Genomic DNA, 22,825 nt, shown 5'->3' with positions numbered 1-22,825 from the left:
GCGCGTCCGGCCGTCCCGCTCAAGCATCACTTGGCCGCGCGATACGCCTCCAGTGCCCGTTCGCGCGCCTCCTTGTGACCAATCATCTTGGACGGATAATCTCCGCGCTTTTCATCGGGCGGATCGTGAATACAATCGTCGGACAGGTCGGCCAGTTCGGGCACATACTCCCGGATATAATCTGCAGAGTTGAATTTCTCGCTTTGCGTGAGCGGCGCCATGATCCGCACGAACATATTGCTGTCCACCCCGGTACCGGAAATCCACTGCCAGTTGACGCCGTTGTTGCCGTAATCCGCATCGACGAGACAGTCCCAGAACCATTGTTCTCCGTAACGCCAATCGATCAGCAGGTGTTTCACCAGAAAGCTTGCCGCGATCATCCGGACACGGTTGTGCATCCAGCCGGTCTGCCAAAGCTGTCGCATGCCGGCATCGACGATCGGATAACCGGTCATGCCCTTCTGCCAGCATTCCAGATCCTCATTGATCAGGTGCCCCGCGTCCGGGTTGCGCCACAATTTACGCTCGTCGTAATCGCGGTAACTTTCGCGCGGATAGTCGGGGAATTGATCGATCACGTTCTGCGCATAATCGCGCCAGATCAGTTCCTTCGCAAATGTACGCCATCCGTCGGAGCGCTTATCTTTGAGCTTGTGCCACACCTGCGCCGGACTGATCTCGCCCCAGTGAAGGTGCGGCGACAGGCGGGAGGTAATGTCCTGTGAAGGCAGGTTCCGCCCCTCGTCGTAATCGGCCACTTCGTCGGCCCACCAATCGAGCCGATCGTGCGCTGCGGCCTCTCCAAAATCCCAGAAATCGCTGATCCCGCCCGCCCAGTCTGGCTTTGCGGGCAGCAACTTCCAGTCTTGCAGATCGGCACTGTCCGGCCAGCTATCGGGCGAATGCATCGTGCCTGGTTCCGGCAGAGGATCGCGCGGCGGCATGACGTCAAGCATCGCCTTCGAAAAGGGCGTATAGATCTTGTACGGGCTTCCCGAACCCGTTGTCACACTACCAGGGGGAAGAAGATAGTTGCCGTCGTAGAGACAGAGCTTGCAATCGCCCCCTAGCGCATCGCGCAGTTCGTCCTCTGCCTCTTTCCACCAGGGTTCGTAATGGCGCATTGCATGGATGCAGGCCGCACCCATTTCATCGGCCAACGCGGCGAGCACCTGCGGTGCATCACCCCGGCGCAGCAAGATGCGCGAACGATGCGCTCCCAAGCTGCGCGCCAAACTATCGAGCGAGTGATGCAGCCAGACCCTGCTCGCCCCGCCATAGGCGTGGTCCCCGGCCCGATCGTCATCCAGAACATAGACCGGGACGACCGGACCGGCTTGGGCGGCGGCGTGGAAAGCGGGCTGATCGGCCAGACGCAAGTCGCGCCGAAGCCACACAATCTGAACAGAACTCATGCCTGCGGAACCCGGATCACGGCGCGCTTGTTCCTGACTGCATGAGCGACATCATTCACGATTCCGAGCATCTGGCCGCCGAAACTGTTGTTCTGCCGGAGCGCGGCTTCACGATTGACCGTGGCAAAGCCTTGTTGGCGGCAGCAATACTGTGGGTCGGTTGGGCGCTCATGGTCTATCTGGTCACACATGCACAAACCGGCGCATTCGATGAGTGGGGCCTTCATCTGTATCGTACCGGCGCCGCACTGGAACCCGTCGGCAGTTCACGCATCCACGAGGCAGTCCGCGACGTGACTTCCCTGGGCGGCATCTTCCTGAGCACTCTGATAGTGATCGGCGCGGTAACGGCATTACTGTTCCTGAGCTTGCGACGCGAGGCCTTCCTGTTCGCGGCGACCGTCTTTCTTGGCTGGATGCTCAACAATGTCATGAAATGGCTGATCGGTCGGCCACGCCCGGAGATCGTGCCACACCTGACCGAGGCTGGCGGCAACAGTTTTCCGAGCGGGCACAGCTTCGGATCGGCCATGATCTATATCGGTATGGCGCTGGCCTTCGCGTCGCTCAGCAACCGGCATTCGGTACGCTACACGCTTATCGGCGCGGCAATGATCGTGTCGGCGATGATCGCCTGGAGCCGCGTGATGCTTGGCGTGCATTATCCCAGCGATGTGGTCGCCGGCTGGCTAGGCGGTGCTGCGTGGTCGTTCACTGCGGCGGCGGTGCTGTACCGGCCGGTTCGGGCGGTAGCGGATCACGAAGCTGCGGAGCGGGAGGAACCGGCCGTTCGCTGAAGAAATCGGAGCACGCGTCGCGCGGCAGCGAGACCGAGAACTGGCCCGCCGCACGCGGATCGGTAAAGCGTGCGTCGCGCAGCGCCAGCGCCCCATTATTGTCGCGCTGAACGAACGGGGCGCGCGACCAGAAGAGGAATGCTTCGACCTGGGTGTCCGTCCTGGCCAATTCGGACAGTCGGCACGACGGGAGATAGGCATCGCCAAAATGCCGGACCTCGACATGACTGGACGGGCCCGAGAACCACGGCAAAATCTCGTATCTGCCGTCAGGATCGGGAAAGATGATGTCCCGCTGCCAGAAGGCCACGGGCACCGGCGCTGCGATCGGCTTCCCATAGGCGACGTTCATATTGCCCAGTTCGCTCATCGAGCGGGACGTCGCCCAATTGCCGCCGATATAGGCCATCGCGATCAGTATTCCGATCCGGGCCGGCCGCATCCAGTCCCCGCCGCGCTTTTCGCGACGAAGCGAAAACCACGTGGTGAAGCCGAGCAGCGCCCAAAGCCACACGTCGATGATGAACAGCGTATCGCCGTAGAACCAGCGGTGACTGAAAGGTTCGAGCAGGCGAATGCCGTAGGAATTCAGCCAGTCGAACGCCGGATGCGTCAAGCAACCGATAAGACTGAGCAGATAAAGCCATTTGAAATTCACCGGTCGCCGCGCGGCTGGCCGCCTGCCACGCCTTGCCTGCCAGCGATCGAAACCCCAGAGCAATCCAGCGAGGATGAGTGGCAGAAGCACCAAGGCGGGCGGACCGTGGGTAATACCACGGCGAAAGCCGAGATGTTCGACACCATCGAGCCAGAAAAAACAGGCCGCATCCACATCAGGCAGGTTCGCGCCGATGATCAGTGCGGGCATGGCCAGACCCGTCTTCTTCTTGAGACCTGCCTGACCGAGCAATGCCCCGACCAGGCTATGCGTCAGATTATCCATCGGCGTTCAGATCAAGATTCGCGGGCATTTTCCCGCCGCAGGTTGACGGAGTTGACACAGTCCTGATGCAGGATTCCCCCCCACCAAATTCGGACGCAGGAGCCCTACCCTTACGGACATATTCGCCAGAACATGACTGAAAGAAAACCATATCAAAGCGCGTAACTGGTACGCTGCAAGTAGGAAAGATACAAAACGGGGCGACGAAATATCGCCGCCCCGCAGTAAATCGGCTTCGATTCAATAATTACATGCTGGAAGAACCCGGCGTGCGCGAGCTGTCCCGGGCAGCCGAGAATTCGCCGTCGCTGAGGTAGCTATCGCCATCTTCATCGAAGTAGAAGAATGTCTGTCCCGCTTCGTTGATCTGCGCCGTCGTAATGTAAGGCTTCGTCTGATCGTTGGAGACAGGTGTATTCGGATTGGCGGGTACAGCCCAAATCGCATATTCCGCAACCGACAGCTTCCCGTCCGAATTACGGTCAAGATAGGCAAAATCCATTTCCGAGCGCGGCGGTATCGGGTTCACGTTCGCATCATCGCTGGACTGCGACGCGTCCATAGAAGGACTGCTGTCACTTTCGCTCGCACTGGCCATTTCCGCGTCGCGATTGGCGTCATATTCGTCGCTCACAGCCTGGCGGTCCATGGCATCATAGGCAGTCTGCTGATTTTCGGACAGTTCGCCGCCCACTGGCATCGCGTCATCTGCCATCATGCCCGTTTCGGTCGCCATTTCGGGTGTGTCGGTAACGGCCGTCTCATCGGCGTCGTTATCCGCACAGGCGGAAAGGGCCAGGGCAGCACTGGTCAGGGCGAGAATAGTGAGATTTTTCAAAACGTCCTCCTGTTCTAGAGATCGTCGCAAAACGCGACGTCTTCACCTTCCCAACGGGACAGGAGGCTAATCGTTCATATTAAAGCAATATTCTGCCGAAGCGGTTTCAGACCGGGTCCTGAGTCGTGCCGCTCACCGTCCACGTCTGCCCCTTGCCGAGCAGCTTGGCGAGATTGGCTTCCTTGCCTTCGCTCGCCGCAGCCTTTTCAGCCATGGCGGCAGCTTCGAAGGTCGGACGTGGATCGTCATAGAGCACGCCGAGCGCCATCGGGAACGGACCGAACGGCATTTCGACCAGCATATGCGCTATGGAACGGTTGGTGACATCGTGCACGATCACCTTCGCCGCTTCCCAATCGCCATCATTCACATCGACCACGTCGAGGCTGAGGGTTTCATGGTTCAGGGCGATGCCTTTGGCGCCGCCGGCGAACAGCATGGGCTGGCCGTTTTCGAGCCAGAGCTGCTGATCTTCCGCGCCCTTGGGTGCAGCGAAGTCGTTGAAAACATCCTTGTTGTAGACGATGCAGTTCTGGAAAATCTCGATAAAGGCAGCACCCTGATGGGCATGGGCCGCCTTGAGTACATCGGGAAGGTTCTTGGACACGTCGAACCCGCGACCCACGAAGCGCGCCCCGGCACCGAGCGCAAAAGCGGCTGGACGTGCGGGATGATCGTAACTGCCGATGGGGGTCGAAGGCGACTTGGTCCCTTCCCGGCTGGTCGGCGAAGCCTGACCCTTGGTGAGGCCATAGATCTCGTTATTGAACAGCATGATCTGCATGTTCACGTTTCTGCGGAGAACATGCATCAAGTGATTGCCGCCGATCGACAATCCATCGCCGTCACCGGTCACCAGCCAGATATCGAGATCCGGATTGGCCAGCTTGGCGCCGGTCGCAAAAGCGGGTGCACGGCCATGAATGGTGTGGAAACCGTAGCTCTCGACGTAATAGGGGAAACGGCTGGAGCAGCCGATGCCGGAAATGAACACGGTGTTCGCCGGATCCGCGCCAAGTTGCGGCAATGTGCGCTGCACGGCCTTGAGGATGGCATAATCGCCGCAGCCCGGGCACCAGCGAACTTCCTGGTCGGTTTCCCAGTCCTTGAGCGTGGTTTCGATCTTTACAGGAGCGTTCATTCTGCGCCTCCATCGGGGCTCGGCAACTGGTCGTCGTTGACTAGGACCTGACCGCCTTCATTATCCGGAATACCGTCGAAATATTTGCTGATCGCTTCTTCCAGTTCGGCGATCTGGAACGGCTGGCCGCTGGTCTTGGTCAGCGGCGTAGCATCGACAAGGAACTGATCACGCAGGACCGTCTTGAACTGGCCGGTGTTCATTTCGGGCACGAGGATGTTGTCGTATTTCCGCAGCAGCTCGCCGGTGTTCGAAGGCATCGGCCAGATGTGGCGGACGTGGATGTGGCTGACGTCCATTCCCTTGCGGCGGCAATTGTCGACCGCGCGGCGGATCGGGCCGAAGGTCGAACCCCAGCCGACCACGGCCAGCTTGCCGCCGGCATCGTCGCCGTCCGGGCCGAGGGTGACGCCTTGCGGGGCCAATTCCTTCGCAATCCCGTCGATCTTGTTCTTGCGCGCATCGGTCATGCGCTGGTGGTTGTCCGGCGAATAATCGATATTGCCGGTCAGCTCGTGCTTCTCGATCCCGCCGATGCGATGCATCAGGCCGGGTGTGCCCGGCTTGACCCAGGGACGTGCACCCTTCCCGTCCCGTTTGTAGGGCAGGAAATTCTCGCCGTCGTTGGGCTGATCGAGGAATTCGACCGGGAACGGCGCGAAATCGGCCGGGTCCGGCACCTTCCACGGTTCGGCGGCATTGGCGATGTAACCATCGGTCAGTAGCATAACCGGGGTCATGTACTGCACCGCGATCCGGCAGGCCTCGATCGCGCATTCGAAAGCATCGCCCGGGCTGCTGGCGGCGATCACCGGCATCGGTGCATCGCCATTGCGGCCATAGACCGCCTGATAGAGATCGCTCTGCTCGGTCTTGGTCGGCAGGCCGGTGGACGGGCCGCCGCGCTGCGAATTGACGATGACCAGCGGCAGTTCAGTCATGATGGCAAGGCCCATCGCCTCGCCCTTGAGCGCGATGCCGGGACCCGACGAGGAGGTTACGCCGAGACTGCCCGCATAGCTCGCGCCGATGGCGGCACAGATCGCGGCGATCTCGTCTTCCGCCTGGAAGGTGGTGACGTCGAATTCCTTGAGCCGCGCCAGATGATGCAGGATCGCAGAAGCTGGGGTGATCGGATAGCCGCCGAAGAACATCGGCAATTCGGCAAGCTGCGCGCCTGCGACGAGGCCGAGGCTGACGGCTTCGGCACCGGTGACGGTCCGGTAGAGACCGGGGTCGCTGGGCACAGGTTCGATATGAAGCTGTTTAAGCGGGCCGGACAGTTCCGCCGTTTCGCCATAGGCATGGCCCGCGTCGAGCGCGGCGATATTGGCGTCGGCAATATCGGGCTTGGACTTGAACTTGCCCCTCAGCCAGTCGTGGATCGGCTCGCGCGGCCGATCGAACATCCACAGGGCAAGGCCGAGCGTCCACATGTTCTTTGACCGCAGCGCATCCTTGTTGCCGAGGCCATAAGGCTTGACCGCCTCGATCGTCTTTTCGCTGATGTCGAAGGCGAGCACGTCGAACTTCGCCAGGCTGCCATCCTCCAGCGGATTGGCATCGTATTTCGCCTTGTCGAGGTTGCGCTTGGTAAAGGCACCGGTGTCGGCAATGATCAACCCACCGGGCTTGAGCGCTGCGAGGTTCACCTTGAGCGCGGCGGGGTTCATCGCGACCAGCACATCGGGCGCATCGCCCGCGGTGTTGATTTCGCGGCTGCCGAAATTGATCTGGAATGCCGAAACCCCGAACAGCGTCCCTTGAGGAGCGCGGATTTCTGCCGGAAAATCGGGAAAGGTCGCCAGATCGTTGCCGGCCAGCGCAGTCGACAGAGTGAACTGACCGCCGGTCAGCTGCATGCCATCGCCAGAGTCGCCGGCGAAGCGCACGACAACGCTTTCGGGGTTTGCGGGGAGGCCGTCCTGGGTCAGGTCGGCGTCATTCGGGGCGACTGTCGCCATCCGGATCTTCCTTGTCTGCACCGCCAGTTTGCGGTGCCGTTTCTTCTGGGATGCGCCACCTAGGCCCCACCCCATCCTCTCGCAATGAAGTTTCTCTGCTAGGCCAAAAAAGACGCATGGAAAAGCGCTGTGAACGCGCTAAGTCCCGAAACGCAACGCAACTGGGAGAGATACCGATGGCCGATACCGAACATTATGTCCGCGACGATGTGCGCGGTTTCCTCGACATGCTCGAACAGATGGGCGGAAAGGGCGTGGAAGAAGTCGGTGCCGACGAAGGCCGTGCCCAGATGCGCGCCATGAGCGCAGTAGCCGAAGCAGAACCGCGCGCGATGGCGGTCCAGAAGGATCTGACCTGTCCCGGACCTGCCGGCCCGGTTCCCATCCGTTTCTACGACGTGAAGGCCGAACGAGGCCCCAGCCCCTGTGTGATTTTCATCCACGGTGGCGGCTTCGTGATCGGCGATCTGGACGTCTACAACGCGCTTTGCACCGAGATTTCGCATCATCTCGACCTGCCGGTGGTATCGGTCGATTATCGCCTTGCACCCGAACATGCCTTCCCCGCTGCGCCCGACGATTGTGAAGCGGTGGCGCGCTGGGTCGCATCATCGCCGGACGAGCTGGAGCGCGACATTACCGGGTTGATCATTACCGGCGACAGCGCGGGCGGCAACCTGACGATCGTCACCACCAACCAGCTTATGCGCGATCCCGCAGCTGTTCCGGTGATCGTGCAGGCGCCGATATATCCGGTGGCAAGCGACGTATCGAAGCATAAGAGCTTCTCGCTGTTTGCAGACGGCTTCCTGCTGACCGGCGCGGCGATGGCGTGGTTCACCGACCAGTACAAAGGCGATGCGAACGACCCGCGTCACACCCCGATGGTAGGCGACTGTTCCAATACGCCGCCGACGGTTCTGTGTACCGCCGGGCTCGATCCGCTGCGCGATTCCGGCCGGGAATATGCCGCACACCTGGTGCAACTCGGCACGGAAGTGGTCTTTCTCGAGTTCCCTGGCATGATCCATGGCTTTACGACGCTGCGAAAAGCGATACCGAGCGGCCAGACCGATCTCGAGGCCTTCCTCGATGCCGTGAAATTGATGGTGGAGCGTTACAGGTGAGCGAACTCGGGTACCGACCCTGCGTGGGCGTGATGCTGGTGAATGGCGATGGCAAGGTATTCGTCGGCCGCCGCATCGACAACAAGGAAGGCGACTGGTGGCAAATGCCCCAGGGCGGCGTCGATGAGGGCGAAGACCTGAAGGTTGCCGCCTTGCGCGAGCTAGGTGAAGAAACCGGTGCCAGGCCCGAGCACGTTACGATCCTGAAGGCGATGGATGAGCCGATACGCTACGATCTGCCGGAAGAACTGATCGGCAAGCTGTGGGGCGGGAAATATCGCGGGCAGGAACAGGTCTGGTATTTTGCCCGCTTCACCGGCGCGGACGAAGATATCGACCTGGAAGCGCACGATCCGCCCGAATTCTGTGACTGGAAATGGGTCGACCCCGAGCAGCTCCCGGAGCTGATCGTCCCGTTCAAGAAACGCGTCTACCGCACCGTGGTCGATGCCTTTCGCGAGCTGGTATAGCTCAGTTCTGCTGCGTCGCCCCGTCTTCGGGCAGCACTACTTCGGCCGTCTGAACGCGCTTGGGCGGACCGGCGGCAATGCTGGCGGAAAGCTGTTCGGTTTCGGCGCAGCTCTGGCCGCACATCGATTGGAGCTTGGCCAGATTGCCCTTGGCCTTTTCGACCGCGCCCTTTTCAACCATCGCCTCGCCTTCGCCCGCAAGGGCGGCGAGATTGCGCGGATCACGGTCTAGCGCTTCGCGGTAATAGCGGATTGCCTTCCCCTGCAACTGGTCCGCACGCGCGGCTTCGGCGAGATGGAGAAGGATCGGCGTGTAACCGGGATCGACGGCGAGCGCGGCTTCATATGCATCGATCGCGCCCTGAACATCGTTCTGCGCAAGAGCTGCTTCCCCTTCCGCGATTAGCACCGCGGCGCGCTGAGCCGGTTCGCGTTGATCTGCCCAACCCACGCTCGAAGTTGCGGCGAGGGCCAGCGAAAGGGCAGCGGCGGCGGGTGCGAAACGCATGAGAGTCTCCAGCGGGGTATTCCGTCCAATGGGCGGCGTATCAGCCATAATCGGTATGGCTAACATGTTCATTCTGCACAGGCGATGAAAAAACCGTCGGTGCCATCATGAAACGGAGACAGGCGTATTCCTTTCCCGCGGGGGCGACCATGAGGAAGGGTCAGCCCTTTCGGCCGAAGTTCGGAGTGGCGGCCGAGGAAGGCATCGAACTGCCCCGCCCCCTCTTCGTCCAAGAGGGAGCAAGTGACGTACACGATCCGACCGCCAGGCTTGACGAGTTTCACCGCCAGATCGAGCAGGTAGGACTGGATTTCGGTAAGGCGGGCCAGTTCCTTTTCGTCGAGACGCCAGCGGGCTTCGGGATTGCGCCGCCAGGTGCCGGTGCCCGAGCACGGCGCATCGATCAGGACCGCGTCCGCCTGACCTGTGAAATCTGCAAGAGCACCAAGTTCCTGCGCCGGATTTAGCAGGATCGTCTGAATGTTCGTCGCCCCGGCCCGCTCGGCGCGCGGGGCAAGGCGAGACAGGCGATTGCGGTCCGTATCCGAGGCGATGAGACGGCCCAGATTATCCATCGCAGCAGCGAGGGCGAGCGTTTTGCCGCCGCCGCCAGCGCACAGATCAATGACGGTTTCGCCCGGCTGCGCCGCGACCGCCATGCAGGCGAGTTGCGAACCCGTATCCTGTACTTCGATCGCACCATCGCGAAATGCCGGCCATTGTTCCACCTGGGTGCCCGGTTCAACCCGCAATCCGTTTGGCGCCGCGGTCGTGATGGCAGGTGCCGGAAGCTCCAGAGTGGCGCGGTCGGCCTTGAGCGTATTGACCCTCAGATCAAGAGGCGCGCGTTCGAGTAGAGCCTCTGTTTCCTGACCTGTCACATCGGATGCGGCCAAGCGCTGTTCGAGCCATTCGGGAGCAACCCCGCCCGCGGCGGCGCTTTCGCCGTCGCGAATGGCCGCGGGCCCGTAGTTCGATCCGTCGAATAGAGCCGGAATGTTCTCGTCGACCTCACCGAGGCGCAGCATAGCGGATCGCCCGCTTGCCGGCATCGGGCCACAGGCGCGGATAGCGGCAAACACCAGTTCACGGATGGCACGGCGATCTTTCGATCCGGCGAACCGATTGTTGCGGAACCATTCCGCAAGGATGCGATCGGCCGGCGCGCCTTTGTTGCGCGCGGCTTCGATGATGCTGTCGAGCAGCTCTATCGAAGTCTGAACCCGTGCGGCGGGGGTCATGGCCTATCGCGTCGGATAGTTCGGCGCTTCCCGGGTGATGGCCACGTCGTGGACATGGCTCTCGGTCAGGCCAGCATTGGTAATGCGCACGAATTTTGCATTCTTGCGCAGGTCCTCGATCGAGGCGCTCCCGGTGTAACCCATGGCCGCCTTTATTCCGCCGACGAGCTGGTGGATCACAGCGCTTGCCGGGCCCTTGTAGGGCACCTGGCCTTCGATCCCTTCGGGTACCAGCTTCTGCTGGCTTACGTCCGCCTGGAAATAGCGATCGGCGCTGCCACGCGCCATCGCACCGACGCTGCCCATGCCGCGATAGCTCTTGTAGCTGCGCCCCTGGTAAATGAAGGTTTCGCCCGGGGCCTCTTCGGTTCCGGCGAGCATCGATCCGACCATGATAGTCGAAGCACCAGCGGCAAGCGCTTTCGCTGCATCGCCGCTGGTGCGCAGACCACCATCGGCAATGGCGGGCACACCGAGCTTTTCGGCTTCTTCCACGCAATCCATGATCGCGGTCAGCTGGGGTACGCCAACACCTGCCACTACGCGCGTGGTGCAGATGGAGCCGGGACCGATTCCCACCTTCACGGCATCGGCACCTGCACCGGCCAGCACCTTGGCCGCTTCGCCCGTGGCAATATTGCCGGCAATGACCTGAACGCTGTTGGAGAGCTTCTTCACACGCTCGACCGAACGAGCGACATCGCGGTTATGGCCGTGAGCGGTGTCGATGACGACCACGTCCACTTCGGCATCGATCAGCGCTTCGGTGCGTTCGAAACCCTTGTCGCCAACAGTGGTTGCTGCGGCAACGCGCAGGCGCCCGGTCGCATCCTTCGTTGCATCGGGATAGGCCACGGCCTTCTCGATATCCTTGACTGTGATCAGACCAACGCAGCGCCCGTTATCGTCCACAACCAGCAGCTTTTCGATGCGCCGTTGGTGAAGCAGCTTGCGCGCTTCTTCCTGGCTGGTGCCGAGCGGCACGGTAGCGAGGTTTTCGGTGGTCATCAGTTCGCTGACAGGCTGACGCGGATTTTCCGCGAAACGAACGTCGCGATTGGTCAGTATTCCGACCAGCTTGCCGCTGCGATCAGTGACAGGGATCCCGCTGATGCGATGCTTGGCCATGATTTCCTGAGCCTGCCCCAGCGTTGCATCCGGGTGGATGGTGATGGGATTGACCACCATGCCGCTTTCATACCGCTTTACCGCGCGAACAGCGGCGGCCTGTTCATCGACCTCGAGATTGCGGTGGAGAACGCCGATCCCACCCAATTGCGCCATGGCGATGGCCATGTCGGCTTCCGTCACCGTGTCCATCGCGGACGAGATGACGGGGATATTCAATGCGATTTCGCGCGTCAGCCACGTGGTCGTATTGGCCATGGATGGCAGGATCTCACTCTCCGCCGGTACAAGAAGTACGTCGTCGAAAGTAAGACCGAGGGGAATGTCGAGATGTGCCACGTAGAGAATCGCCTGCCGGAGGAAATGTGGCGGCCCATGTAACGACGGTTTGTTGCGGGCGCTAGTGGCTCAGGCGGAGAGGCGCTCTGCCGAGCTGCAACGGCGATGCCAGTACAGGCGCCCCAGCACCAGCAAAGCTCCGACAGGGAATAGAAAACGGATCAACACTGGTTCCCAGCTTCCGTCACCAGTCGAGAAGGACACGGTCGGCAAGGCGATTCCGAAGAACCAGTACACGTTCTCTGGCGACGACCAGACCGTTACCGCACCTCCAACCCCGACGAAGGCGAGAACCATCCACAACGGCTTCAGCGTGAGCCCGGGTTCGCGCAGCGCCAGCACCATTGCAGTCAGGCTGACCAAGAGGCACGCGAAAGCCGCGGCGAGGAAAGCGGTGAATGACAAAGACACGATCTGTCAGTCCGCCGTCCAGCCGCCATCCACGCTCCAGTTGGCGCCGTTTACATTCTGCGCCTCGTCACGGCACAGGAACACGGCCATCGCGCCGATTTCCGCCGGTTGAACGAATTTCTTGGTCGGCTGTTTGGCGAGGAGCACCTCGTTCATAACCTGCTCGCGTGTCATGCCGCGCGCCTTCATCGTGTCCGGAATCTGGTTCTCGACGAGAGGTGTCCAAACATAGCCGGGGCTGATGCAATTGACCGTCACGCCATGCTCCGCCACTTCCAGCGCCACCGTCTTGGTCAGGCCGTCCAGCCCGTGCTTGGCTGAAATATAGGCGCTCTTGAACGGGCTAGCGACCTTGGAGTGGGCGCTCGCCGTGTTGATGATACGGCCCCAGCCCTTCGCCTTCATCCCCGGGATTGCGAGGCGCGTGGTATGGAACGCGGCGGTCAGGTTCAGCGCGATGATCGTATCCCACTTTTCGACCGGGAAATCTTCCACCGGTGCAACATGCTGCATACCGGCATTGTTCACGAGGACGTCGACCCCGCCCGCTTCCTCCATCATCGCTTCGATCTGCGATACGTCGGTCAGATCGGCTCCGCTATGAGTTGCGCCCAGCTCGTCGCACAGTTTCGCGATCTCGCTATCGTCCCCGAAGCCGTTGAGTACGACGCTTGCGCCTTCGGCTGCGAGCGCCCGTGCGATCGCGAGGCCGATGCCGCTGGTCGACCCGGTGACGAGTGCGCGCTTACCATCGAGAAACATTTGAACCTCCGGCCGTTATAGGGAATATCGATTCAGGCCATCGCGCACATAGTGGGCGCTGTAAAGCCGACAGCACAGGGGGAACGGATGCGGCTCAATCCTTTCGATACCGGCAACATCAATGTCCGATCGAGCGGCGGAGGCATGCCCGGCGGCAAGGCGGGCGGTATCGGTTGCGGCACGATCATCATTGCGGCGCTGGGCTATTTCGTTTTCGGACTGGACCCGATGCAGACTGCAGGAATGGTCGAGAGCGTGCAGCAAGGCCAGCAGCAGGCTGGGCCGGCCAATACCAATGAGCAGGAAGTCTGCACCAGCAGCGAGTATGCGACCGAAGCGTGCAATGCCCTGACATCGCTCAACACGACGTGGTCCCAGACCTTCCGTGATCAGGGATACGATTTCCAAGAGCCTACGCTCGACCTGTTCGGCGGTGGCGGCGTCCGTACGAAAGGATGCGGAAATGCATTTTCGGCAGTCGGCCCGTTCTATTGCCCGGCAGACCAGACAATCTATATCGATACGAGCTTCTACGACACGCTGGAACGGCAGTTGGGCGCTGGCGGGGATTTTGCCCGCTATTACGTTCTCGCCCACGAATACGGCCACCATATCCAGACGATAACAGGCATTTCCGATCAAATGCGCAGCCTTCAGCAGCAGAACCCGCGCCGGGCGAACCAGCTTCAGGTGCTGATGGAATTGCAGGCAGATTGTTATGCTGGTGTATGGGCCGGGAAGAACCGCGATCTGATCGAACCGGGCGATATCGAAGAAGGCATGAACGCTGCGGCCGCCATCGGCGACGATCGGCTGACGGGCGGACGGGTCTCGTCTGAAAATTTCACCCACGGCACCAGCAAGCAACGCAGCGACGCGCTGCGCATGGGTCTGCAAGGTGATGACCGGGCCTGCGATCGCATCACGAACGTAGGCTGACCGCATTTCGAAAACCAAAAAGGGCGCGGCACAATGACCGCGCCCTTCGTATACGCGCCTGTGGGGACCTAGCGCGAAAGTTCGGAAATTTCGGCGTCGAGTTCACGCAGCGCTTCTGCGCGCTGACGATCGGAAAGGTTGCGCTCGATGGCGAGTGCCTGCCGAGCAGCCTTCAGCGCCTTGAGTGCGATGCGATCGCCATATTCTTCGCAAACATACATGGTGGTGCGGCCCTGAGCGTCGGTGACCGATGTAACCGGCGCATCGTAACCGCGGCACTGGTTCACGACGCGCGGCGCCGAAGCACGGGCACGCGCAGCTACTGCGCGAGCCTGCACGCCTACCGCGGTGGCCGATGCCATTGCGACCCGCATTTCGGAATTGACGCGCGCTTCTGCTGCCCGCTCGCGAGCAAGCTCTGCGGCCTCTATCCGAAGTTCGCGCTGCTCGCTCAGGCGCTCCTGCAGCTCGCTGTTCCGCTCTGCACGGTCTGCTTCCAGTTCGGCCATTCGCGCTTCATGTTCTGCCATGGCTGCCTGGTGATCCGCTTCGTCGCCCGCGGTCATTTCGGACCATTCACTATCGCCGTAACGCACAGTCCGCCGCTCGGTCACATTGCCGTTGTCATCCACGCGCTCAATGCGGACCGTGCGATCGCCAGGTTCGGCTGCCGCAACCTCTTGCGGCGGCAGAGGCGCCGAAGGTGCAGCTGGCGAAAGCGGAGAAGCGGGAATCTGCGATTTGGTGGAGGGCGCAGCAATGGCTTCGGAATAGTAGACGCTGGCAGTCATTGGCAAAGCGACCAGAGCAGCCGCGACCGTGCCGCGTGCGACCAGGCGGCGCCGGCGCGAATGGTCCGTCATCGGCAGACTACGCAGGCGATGAATGATCGATTTGTCGCCGAGCACCGGACAGGCCATCGGCGCAGCCAGAGCTGGTCGCGGGGCAGGCCCGGAGCGGCGGGCATAGTCGGCGATAACCGCCGCATAGGCCGCCCGTTCGTCACGGCTGCGGCTGGCGACTACGCGGGCGTCGCAGAATGCTTCCTGGTCCCGGCGCATGGCCGTCCAGCCCATCCAGCCGAGCGGATTGAACCAGTGCAACGCAAACAGCGGCTGGATCAACATGTTTGCAAGTATGTCGTGTCCGCGATGGTGGGCCACTTCATGCGCGATAGCGAGATCGCGTACCTGCCGTTCGCGGCTGACCATGAAGCCATCGGGAAGCGCAACGACCTTGTCTAACACGCCGAAAGCCATGGGACCTGAAATCGCAGGCGTTTCGATGAGGCGGATATTGCCCACCTCGCCCACCGGCCGCGCATGCACGAGCAGTTCCCTGCGCAGTTCGCCATAGAGCCAGAAGCGACGGCCCATGAAGATCGCCGCGCCGACCAGCCAAACTATCACCAACGGAACCACGAAATCGATGGAAGAGCTCGCCGGCATCGGCATCGCCGGCGCGACGAATTCGGTGTAGGAAAAGCCGACGTCCGCACCGGGTGCAGAGACCAGCCCCGACCGGACAGGCTCTATCAGCGCCTCGCTCTCGGACGAGGCAGGCCGCATCCATGCCGGAAGGGTCACCGGAGGGAATAGCAGACGCGCGAGTGGCAGAAACCAAAGGGCGTAGGCCGCGCCCGCACCAAGGTGCTTTGCCACGGGGCGGCGCAAAAGCAGCGCCAATGCGATGAGACCACCGGTCCATAACAGCGTATCGAAAAGGAACAGTTCCCAATAATCGCGAACAAGTTCGGTCATTTGCGCATCTCCCTCAAGAGCGCCTCGATTTCGGCAAGATCGTCATCGGTCAGCGCTTCGTTTTCCGCTAGTTGCGCAAACAGTGGAGCTGCACGGCCACCGAATAGTCGATCGACAAGGCGACGGCTTTCGCCTCCGACGTAATCGGAGCGTTCGATCAGCGGGCGATATAGAAATTTGCGTCCGTCGGGTTCGGTGCCGACAGCCTCTTTCTGAACCAGGCGACTAAGCAAGGTCTTTACAGTAGCGATGGACCAGTCGCGTTCGTCACAAATGGCGTCGCAGACGTCGGTCGCGGACACGGGGTTCTTGTCCCACAACACTTCCATAATGGCGTGCTCGGCATCGCTGATCCGCTCACCGGTATCCTTGCGCCTGGACATTGCCTGCTCCCATTAGTCTAACTGTAGTCCCAAAGTATGTACCGCCTTCGATTACGTATGTAAACACTCGATTGCGTGTGATCATCGGTCTGGAACCACCTTCCCCGCGGTGCGCTGGGGAGGATACCCGACCAATAGGAAACCGGACCCGATGAACGACGACGATCGAAATGCCATTCTTGCCGCGCCGCAACTGCGTCTTGTCGGTAGTGTCGACGAGGCCATGTATGCCGAATTCCGCGATCAGCTGAGCGCGGCACCGAAGGAAGGTCTGCTCGTGATTGCGCTGACGACCTTGGGCGGAAATCCGGAGATCGCGAGAACGATGGCCGACGACGTTCGCCTCCTCCGCAATGCCGGTCGGACGATCTATTTCCTCGGAAAATCCGCTGTCTATTCCGCGGGCGCGACATTCATGGCCGGATTTCCCGTAGAATGCCGCTACATGACCGAAGATTCCTCGCTCCTTCTGCACGAGCGCCAGATTGCGAAGACGATCCAGCTAAACGGGCCGCTGAAAAGCTGCATTGCGCAGCTCAAAGCAGCGTTGAACGAAATCGAACATTCGATCGCCATCGAAGAACAGGGTTTCCGCGCGATCGTGGACGGGGCCGACGTCGAGTTCGAGGAGGTCCGCGACAAGGCGCCGGACAATTGGTACATCGGATGCAAGGAAGCCGCGGAGCGCGGCCTTATTGCGGGTGTGATCTGACAGGCCACCATGTCATGCTGACGGCATGATCCGTCGATTCGCCCTCGCCGCCGCCGCTCTACTGGTTACGTCTCCGGTTTTCGCCCAAAGCGAGCCGGAGGTACAAAGCCGTGAGTATGCCACGCAACTCGTCCTGATCGAGACCACGATGGGCGATATTACGGTATCGATCGAGACCGAGCGAGCGCCGATCACCGCGGCAAACTTTCTCCGCTATGTGGACGAGGATCGGTTCGACGGCACGCATTTCTACCGCGCAATGCATCTCGATTGGGGTGAACCTCCCAACGGCTTGTTGCAGGGAGGCACACGGATGGACCCTGATCGCGTCCTCGATCCAATTGCACATGAGCCGACCAGCCAGACGGGACTGAGCCACACGAATGGCGCACTATCGATGGCGCGCTACGATCCCGGGACGGCCACGGGCGACTTCTCGATCATGATAAAGGACCAGACGGGTCTCGATGCCGATCCCACCTCATCCGATCCCAATCTTCAGCTGGGCTTCGCCGTCTTCGGTTATGTTGTGGACGGTATGGATGTGGTGCAGGCTATCCATGCGCTGCCGCCCGACCCAGAAAAGGGAGAGGGCTGGATGAAGGGGCAATTGTTGGCAGAGCCTGTCGAGATCGTGGACGTTAGAAGATTATTACAAAATGACGAGGACTAATCCACAGCGGGGATCAAGGCGCCATCGCTTGTGTGAAGAATCAAAGTCCTTGGAGAATTTGCCTGCCCATATGGTCGGGTATAAGCGCGTAGATCAATGGACGCGCCGCCTTCTATCGTTGTTTTGATACAATTGTAACTCCAGCTGGCATCACCGAACGCAAGCGCGAAAGCGCGTTTGGTAGTTCGCGCGGGATCGGAGGCCACTCGGTCAACATTGTGCGGACAAATACGCAGTTCTTGTGCAGACCCTGACGTATTTGAAATTGTAAAACTCCAACGCTCCCAAGGCATCTGATCGCGTGATGCATTGACCTGTCTAGCATCGACGTTTTGAAAAGTAGCTACAAACGGCGAACTGGCTGACAATGCGGCGATAGCCAAAGCTGATAACATTCCGATCTCCATTTTTTCCCAACGTGACCATACTCTTATGGAGATTAACGTACGCCTACGACATTTAGCACACCTCCGCGGTGTTTACCGGAGGCGGCCCCGGAGGGACTCGGGCGGGATGCATGTAGAATGGGTCCGACTCAAGTTCGTGGCTGTCGCCGTAAGCTTCGGCCAGGACCGCATAGAGCTGCGGATCGTAATCGGCCAGATCGCGAGCGTTCAGGATCCGGCGTCCATCGAAGGCCTGGAGACGATTCGAATTGAACCAGAACTGCGTTCCTTCCGCCCAATACTCCTGCATCGTCGTGGTGGTGTATTCCTCAAACCACAGATCGTTAGCCAAGGCATTTGCGTAGGCTGCCGTGACTCTTTCATAAAGGCCCGGATCTACACCCTCGATCGCGAACAGTACATTGTGGGCAAATTCGTGAACGAAGATCGTCTCGCCCCAATAGCGGCTTATCGGCAGGCCCAAGACGTCCTCTTCGGACCCGACCATGCGTTCACCCCCGATTCCCCGCGCCCGTTCGTCCCAATATTCCCTGTCGGTTTTCGAGCCGATCCGTTCGTCGTAATGCTTCAATTCGCATCGGGTCAGGCGCGGATCGTCACGGGCCGGCTTGGTCCAGTCCGCATTTTCCGGCAAATCAAGCAGCGCTTCGTCGCGGGAAATGAGCGCGATGCGATAATCGTTGGAAACGAGCCATGCCGCGAGATCGGGCCGGTGAGCGAGCATGCCGCGGACCATGTCGCGTGCCGCGAAAAGTGCCGCGTCCGGGACACGGGCGGAGGAGAGGATAGGTATGCCCGCCGCGTCCACGTGCTTGCGGTAGAACGAATCCGCCGCAAGCCGCGCGGGCGGCGCGCCTGCGATCGTTGCGCAGGCCGTCAGCAGCGCCGCAGAAACGATAGTGGCGAGAAACCGCATTGCCACGCCTAATCGTCGGGACGTTCCTGAGACAGTCGGCTCATCAGAATGGCTGTGCGCTGTGCCTGACGAATGATGGAGCGCAGTTCGATCCTCTCACCTTCCGCGTGGCTTCCGGTGCCGGCCGGTCCCATTCCCGCTAGCCCATCGGTGTAAGGTGCAACGAAGCTGATATCGGCGGCCCCGCGAAGCGAAGGGGGATAAGGTTGCATCGCTTCGCGACCCAAATCTGCGTTGATCAGATTGAGCTTGTCCAGCAACGCACGGTTACCATTGGTCGGTGCCATCGGGGGATAGCGAAACTCGATTGCAATCTGCGCCTCGGTTCCGGAGAGGTGGTCGGCAACGATAGCACGCATTTTCTCGGCTACACGCTCGTTCTGTTCCTGCGTCAAAGCGCGCAGATCGCCGCGGGCTACCGCAGTCGAGGGAATGATGTTCGTCTTGCCGCTGGTGGTGGCAGAGAGGCCGTCTTCGGATAAATGCGCCGGTGTCCCGCCGGCCATAAAGCCTACATTGTAGGTCAGATCTTCCTCGGCCAGCTCCCTGCGAAACGTATCGAGAATACGGGCCATTTCATAAATCGCGCCATAGCCTGCGTACTCCGAGAAAATCCCCGAACTGTGCCCGCTCTTCGCGCTGGTGGTCAGCGTCCAGCCACCGGATGATCGCCGTGCAATGACACCCATGTCCTTGCCATCGCGGATCGACAAGCCTTCGAAGCCGAGCGCTACATCAGACCATTTTCCCGCTTCGACCAGGTCCTTGCGCGCCGCTTCGAGCGGTTCACCGGCATCTTCCTCGTCCCCTGTCAGCGCGACGACGATATTGGCATCGTCGAGCGTGCCGGCCTGTTTCATAGCGCGGAGAGCGGCAATGATTACGACGATCCCGCCCTTGTCGTCCAGAATGCCGGGGCCGACCGCAGTGTCACCCTCGCGAACGAATCCGGTGAACGGAGAATCGGGCTCGAACACGGTATCCAGATGCCCGATAAGCAGCATCTTGGTGGTACCTGCCGCACCATCATGGCGCGCAAAGAGATGCCCCGCTCGCCCATTGCCCGATTGGTCGATCCATTCGGTCGTGAAGCCAAGCGCTTCGAACTCCGGGATGAGCGCATCAGCAACAGCCTTCACCCCCGCATGATTATGCGACCCCGAATTGATCAAGGTTATCTTTTCGAGCAGCGCCACATCGCTTTCGAACACGTCCTCGACGGTTGCAACGATAGCTTGCTCTGCGGGCTGGAGTTGCGCGGCAGCGGGGGCGGCGGCGAACGCCGCGACACCCGCGGCGAATGCCACCACCCTCGCTCGCATCAATAAACCCGCTTTTTCGGTTCGATATATTTCACGTCATCGGTCAGCGTATATTCGTGGACCGGACGGTAGTCGATCTTCACGCCGCCGCCGTTGCCGCCCCAGCCGTCGAACCAGGCAATGGTGTGCTTCATCCATTCGGCATCGTTGCGATCGGGGTAGTCTTCGTGAGCGTGCGCGCCGCGGCTTTCCTTGCGGTTCTCCGCACTCGCCATGGTCACGTTCGCCTGTGCCATGAGATTGTCGAGTTCGAGCGTTTCGATCAGATCGCTGTTCCAGATCAGCGAGCGGTCGAAGACCTTCACGTCTTCCATCCGCTTGTTGATCGCCGTCAGTTCCTCGACGCCTTCAGCCAGGAGCTTGCTGTCGCGGAAAACGGCCGCGTGGCGAGTCATCGACTTCTGCATATCCGAACGCAGCTTGGCGGTCGGGGTGCTGCCATCGGCATAACGGAAATGGTCGAGACGAGTCAGGGCGAGATCGGCACTGTCGTTCGGCAGTTCGTCGTGGCTGGTACCCGGCTTGATCAGTTCCTTCAGGCGATGGCCAGTAGCACGCCCAAAGACGACGAGATCGATCAGCGAGTTCGAGCCGAGCCGGTTGGCGCCGTGCACCGACACGCAGGCTGCTTCGCCCACTGCAAACAGACCGGGGACGATCTTCTCGGGATCGCTGGTATCGCCCGCCATTACTTCGCCGTGGAAGTTACAGGGAATGCCGCCCATGTTGTAATGGACGGTGGGCGTAACCGGCAGCGGTTCGCGGGTCAGATCGACACCGGCGAAGATCTTTCCGCTTTCGGTAATGCCAGGCAGGCGCTGGGCCAAGACGGTCGGATCGATATGGTCGAGATGGAGGAAAATGTGGTCCTTTTCCGGGCCCACACCGCGGCCTTCACGCATTTCGAGCGCCATCGAACGGCTGACGACGTCGCGCGAGGCCAGATCCTTCGCGCTCGGGGCGTAGCGTTCCATGAACCGCTCACCTTCGGAGTTGGTCAGATAACCGCCCTCCCCGCGTGCGCCTTCGGTGATCAGTACGCCGGCACCGTAAATACCCGTGGGATGGAATTGTACGAATTCCATATCCTGCAAGGGCAAGCCAGCGCGAAGCACCATGCCGCCACCGTCACCGGTGCACGTGTGCGCGGAGGTCGCAGTAAAATAGCAGCGGCCATAACCACCGGTTGCCAAAACCACGGCTTTCGAACGGAAACGATGGATCGTCCCGTCATCAAGGCACATGGCGATCACGCCGACGCAGACGCCATCTTTCATGATCAGGTCGAGCGCGAAATATTCGATGAAGAAATCCGCGTCGTATTTCAGGCTCTGTTGATAGAGCGCGTGCAACATGGCGTGACCGGTACGGTCGGCCGCAGCGCAGGTGCGCTGCACCGGCGGGCCTTCGCCCATGTTCTGCATGTGCCCGCCGAACGGGCGCTGGTAGATCGTGCCGTCGTCGTTGCGGCTGAAGGGCACACCGGCGTGCTCCAGCTCGTAAACCGCCTGCGGTGCTTCGCGGACCATGTACTCGATCGCGTCCTGATCCCCGAGCCAGTCGGAACCCTTGACGGTATCGTACATGTGCCACTGCCAGTGGTCGGGCGTGTTGTTGCCCAGGCTGGCGGCGATGCCCCCTTGCGCGGCAACCGTGTGCGAACGCGTCGGGAAGACCTTGGTGATGTTCGCGGTCTTGAGGCCACTTTCGGCTGCACCCATGGTGGCGCGCAAGCCCGAACCGCCCGCCCCCACGACGACCACGTCATACGTGTGATCGGTGATCGGATATTCGCGTCCGTTGATGCTGAAAGTCTGATTGAAAGCCATCAGGCGGCTCCTCCAAGGGCGAGGCGTGCTATCGAAACAAGACCGAACGCGCCGCCGCCGATGGTTGCAAAGTTGAGAAGGGCGAGGACGCCGAACTTGGTTCCGGCGTCGTGGACATAGTCTTCGATCAGCACCTGCAAGCCGATGCGTGCGTGCCAGAAGACCGAGATGATGAGCAGCGCCAGTGCCGTGGCGGGCAGCGTCTGCGATGCCCATCCCGTGACGGTGGCGAAGCTGTAATTCGGCAGCAGCGCGAGGCTAACCGCCAGAAACAGTGCGAGGACCAGATTGCCGATCGCGGTGAAGCGCTGCAGCAGCCAATGATGCGCGCCTTCGTGTGCCGAGCCCAGCCCGCGCACGCGTCCGATGGAGGTTCCGTTACCCATGGGTCTTACCCTTTAACGAAGCAGAATGAGGGCCCAGAAGCCCGCCGTGAGAAGAATGCCGAGCAGCGGCGCGAGAATGGACCACGTCTTGTTCGTGTCGAGTTCGTAACCGGCACCGATGTCCATGACGAAATGGCGAAGGCCGCTCATCATGTGGGAAAAGAAAGCCCAGCTAAGACCCACCAGCACGACCATACCCAATGGCGAGCCCATGACCGTCTGGAAGGTCGCGTACGCATCCGGACCGGCTGCCATTGCGCCCAGCCACCAGAGCAGGACGGCCAGGCCGACCAGGGCGAGACCATCGCCGGTTACGCGATGGAGGATGGAGATCGCCATGTGCGGTCCCCATTTCCAGATTTGCAGATGTGGTGCGATCGGGCGGTTGGCCATCATTCTCGTCCGGTTGGA

Annotated in this window: 23 protein-coding genes; 6 read left to right on the top strand and 17 right to left on the bottom strand. The window is 60.8% G+C overall.

The genetic code is table 11. From position 1 onward, the window contains the following. Positions 1-26: 26 nt before the first annotated feature. A complete protein-coding gene (locus ACIGGE_RS14735; protein ID WP_397490925.1) occupies positions 27-1,418 on the bottom strand; it encodes a cryptochrome/photolyase family protein in 1,392 nt (463 codons plus the stop codon). A 41-nt stretch (positions 1,419-1,459) separates the two neighbouring features. On the opposite strand from ACIGGE_RS14735, the gene ACIGGE_RS14730 reads away from it, so the two are divergent. After that, entirely contained in the window at positions 1,460-2,215 is a 756-nt protein-coding gene (locus tag ACIGGE_RS14730; RefSeq protein ID WP_397490924.1) for a phosphatase PAP2 family protein, read from the top strand. Here the strand turns inward: ACIGGE_RS14730 and ACIGGE_RS14725 are convergent. From ACIGGE_RS14725 to ACIGGE_RS14710, 4 genes are all read right to left on the bottom strand, one after another. After that, positions 2,130-3,158, bottom strand: a complete 1,029-nt coding sequence (locus ACIGGE_RS14725; protein ID WP_397490923.1) for a metal-dependent hydrolase — start codon at positions 3,156-3,158, stop codon at positions 2,130-2,132. The genes ACIGGE_RS14730 and ACIGGE_RS14725 overlap by 86 nt on opposite strands. A 247-nt stretch (positions 3,159-3,405) precedes the next feature. After that, positions 3,406-3,996: a hypothetical protein gene (locus ACIGGE_RS14720; RefSeq protein WP_222828029.1), complete on the bottom strand. Its 591-nt coding sequence runs from the start codon at positions 3,994-3,996 to the stop codon at positions 3,406-3,408. A gap of 106 nt (positions 3,997-4,102) precedes the next feature. Next, positions 4,103-5,137 carry a 2-oxoacid:ferredoxin oxidoreductase subunit beta gene (locus ACIGGE_RS14715; RefSeq protein WP_397490922.1) on the bottom strand — a complete coding sequence of 345 codons (1,035 nt, stop codon included), beginning with the start codon at positions 5,135-5,137 and terminating at the stop codon, positions 4,103-4,105. Further along, the gene (locus ACIGGE_RS14710; protein ID WP_397490921.1) at positions 5,134-7,101 is read right to left on the bottom strand and encodes a 2-oxoacid:acceptor oxidoreductase subunit alpha; all 1,968 of its coding nucleotides are present in this window, start codon (positions 7,099-7,101) and stop codon (positions 5,134-5,136) included. The genes ACIGGE_RS14715 and ACIGGE_RS14710 overlap by 4 nt, the downstream gene beginning before the upstream one ends. 176 nt (positions 7,102-7,277) lie before the next feature. On the opposite strand from ACIGGE_RS14710, the gene ACIGGE_RS14705 reads away from it, so the two are divergent. Both ACIGGE_RS14705 and ACIGGE_RS14700 read left to right on the top strand, forming a co-directional pair. Continuing rightward, positions 7,278-8,228, top strand: coding sequence for an alpha/beta hydrolase (locus ACIGGE_RS14705; protein ID WP_301642988.1), 951 nt, complete (start codon positions 7,278-7,280; stop codon positions 8,226-8,228). Then, on the top strand, positions 8,225-8,698 hold the full coding sequence (locus ACIGGE_RS14700) for an RNA pyrophosphohydrolase (RefSeq protein ID WP_397490920.1): 474 nt from the start codon (positions 8,225-8,227) through the stop codon (positions 8,696-8,698). The genes ACIGGE_RS14705 and ACIGGE_RS14700 overlap by 4 nt, the downstream gene beginning before the upstream one ends. A 1-nt stretch (position 8,699) precedes the next feature. Here the strand turns inward: ACIGGE_RS14700 and ACIGGE_RS14695 are convergent, their stop codons facing one another. From ACIGGE_RS14695 to ACIGGE_RS14675, 5 genes are all read right to left on the bottom strand, one after another. After that, positions 8,700-9,206: a tetratricopeptide repeat protein gene (locus tag ACIGGE_RS14695; protein WP_397490919.1), complete on the bottom strand. Its 507-nt coding sequence runs from the start codon at positions 9,204-9,206 to the stop codon at positions 8,700-8,702. A gap of 68 nt (positions 9,207-9,274) precedes the next feature. Further along, entirely contained in the window at positions 9,275-10,447 is a 1,173-nt protein-coding gene (locus ACIGGE_RS14690; protein WP_397490918.1) for an RsmB/NOP family class I SAM-dependent RNA methyltransferase, read from the bottom strand. A gap of 3 nt (positions 10,448-10,450) precedes the next feature. Then, positions 10,451-11,914 (bottom strand): IMP dehydrogenase, encoded by a 1,464-nt coding sequence (gene guaB, locus ACIGGE_RS14685; protein ID WP_103023693.1) that lies wholly within the window; start codon positions 11,912-11,914, stop codon positions 10,451-10,453. Between the two features lie 69 nt (positions 11,915-11,983). Further along, positions 11,984-12,325, bottom strand: a complete 342-nt coding sequence (locus ACIGGE_RS14680) for a hypothetical protein (RefSeq protein WP_397490916.1) — start codon at positions 12,323-12,325, stop codon at positions 11,984-11,986. A 6-nt stretch (positions 12,326-12,331) separates the two neighbouring features. After that, positions 12,332-13,087 (bottom strand): 3-hydroxybutyrate dehydrogenase, encoded by a 756-nt coding sequence (locus ACIGGE_RS14675; protein ID WP_397490915.1) that lies wholly within the window; start codon positions 13,085-13,087, stop codon positions 12,332-12,334. An 87-nt stretch (positions 13,088-13,174) separates the two neighbouring features. Between ACIGGE_RS14675 and ACIGGE_RS14670 the strand changes: the two genes are divergently transcribed. Continuing rightward, positions 13,175-14,026: a neutral zinc metallopeptidase gene (locus ACIGGE_RS14670; RefSeq protein ID WP_397490914.1), complete on the top strand. Its 852-nt coding sequence runs from the start codon at positions 13,175-13,177 to the stop codon at positions 14,024-14,026. 68 nt (positions 14,027-14,094) lie between these two features. On the opposite strand, the gene ACIGGE_RS14665 is transcribed toward ACIGGE_RS14670, so the two are convergent. After that, positions 14,095-15,786 (bottom strand): M56 family metallopeptidase, encoded by a 1,692-nt coding sequence (locus ACIGGE_RS14665; protein ID WP_397490913.1) that lies wholly within the window; start codon positions 15,784-15,786, stop codon positions 14,095-14,097. Beyond that, positions 15,783-16,169, bottom strand: a complete 387-nt coding sequence (locus ACIGGE_RS14660; protein WP_397490912.1) for a BlaI/MecI/CopY family transcriptional regulator — start codon at positions 16,167-16,169, stop codon at positions 15,783-15,785. Before ACIGGE_RS14660 ends, ACIGGE_RS14665 begins: the two co-directional genes overlap by 4 nt. A 151-nt stretch (positions 16,170-16,320) precedes the next feature. Here ACIGGE_RS14660 and ACIGGE_RS14655 point away from each other — a divergent pair, with 151 nt between their 5' ends. Next, positions 16,321-16,881: an ATP-dependent Clp protease proteolytic subunit gene (locus ACIGGE_RS14655; protein WP_103023687.1), complete on the top strand. Its 561-nt coding sequence runs from the start codon at positions 16,321-16,323 to the stop codon at positions 16,879-16,881. A 25-nt stretch (positions 16,882-16,906) separates the two neighbouring features. Beyond that, positions 16,907-17,554, top strand: a complete 648-nt coding sequence (locus tag ACIGGE_RS14650) for a peptidylprolyl isomerase (RefSeq protein ID WP_397490911.1) — start codon at positions 16,907-16,909, stop codon at positions 17,552-17,554. Positions 17,555-18,013: 459 nt separating this feature from the next. Here ACIGGE_RS14650 and ACIGGE_RS14645 read toward each other — a convergent pair whose 3' ends face one another. The 5 genes from ACIGGE_RS14645 to sdhC are packed head-to-tail and all read right to left on the bottom strand — an operon-like array spanning position 18,014 to position 22,807. After that, complete coding sequence (locus tag ACIGGE_RS14645) at positions 18,014-18,877, bottom strand: glycoside hydrolase (protein WP_397490910.1); 864 nt, start codon at positions 18,875-18,877, stop codon at positions 18,014-18,016. Between the two features lie 8 nt (positions 18,878-18,885). Beyond that, positions 18,886-20,199: a M20/M25/M40 family metallo-hydrolase gene (locus ACIGGE_RS14640; RefSeq protein WP_397491011.1), complete on the bottom strand. Its 1,314-nt coding sequence runs from the start codon at positions 20,197-20,199 to the stop codon at positions 18,886-18,888. Further along, on the bottom strand, positions 20,199-22,028 hold the full coding sequence (gene sdhA, locus ACIGGE_RS14635; protein ID WP_196846001.1) for a succinate dehydrogenase flavoprotein subunit: 1,830 nt from the start codon (positions 22,026-22,028) through the stop codon (positions 20,199-20,201). The genes ACIGGE_RS14640 and sdhA overlap by 1 nt, the downstream gene beginning before the upstream one ends. Then, the gene (sdhD, locus tag ACIGGE_RS14630) at positions 22,028-22,414 is read right to left on the bottom strand and encodes a succinate dehydrogenase, hydrophobic membrane anchor protein (protein WP_196846000.1); all 387 of its coding nucleotides are present in this window, start codon (positions 22,412-22,414) and stop codon (positions 22,028-22,030) included. The genes sdhA and sdhD overlap by 1 nt, the downstream gene beginning before the upstream one ends. Positions 22,415-22,426: 12 nt before the next feature. Further along, entirely contained in the window at positions 22,427-22,807 is a 381-nt protein-coding gene (gene sdhC / locus ACIGGE_RS14625) for a succinate dehydrogenase, cytochrome b556 subunit (RefSeq protein ID WP_103023826.1), read from the bottom strand. Positions 22,808-22,825 lie beyond the last annotated feature (18 nt).

Source organism: Qipengyuania sp. NPDC077410 (genome assembly GCF_044543405.1).
In the GTDB taxonomy this organism is placed as follows: Bacteria; Pseudomonadota; Alphaproteobacteria; order Sphingomonadales; family Sphingomonadaceae; genus Qipengyuania; species Qipengyuania pacifica.
Note: the sequence above shows the minus strand (reverse complement) of the source record. Positions and strands in the feature narration are given on the sequence as shown.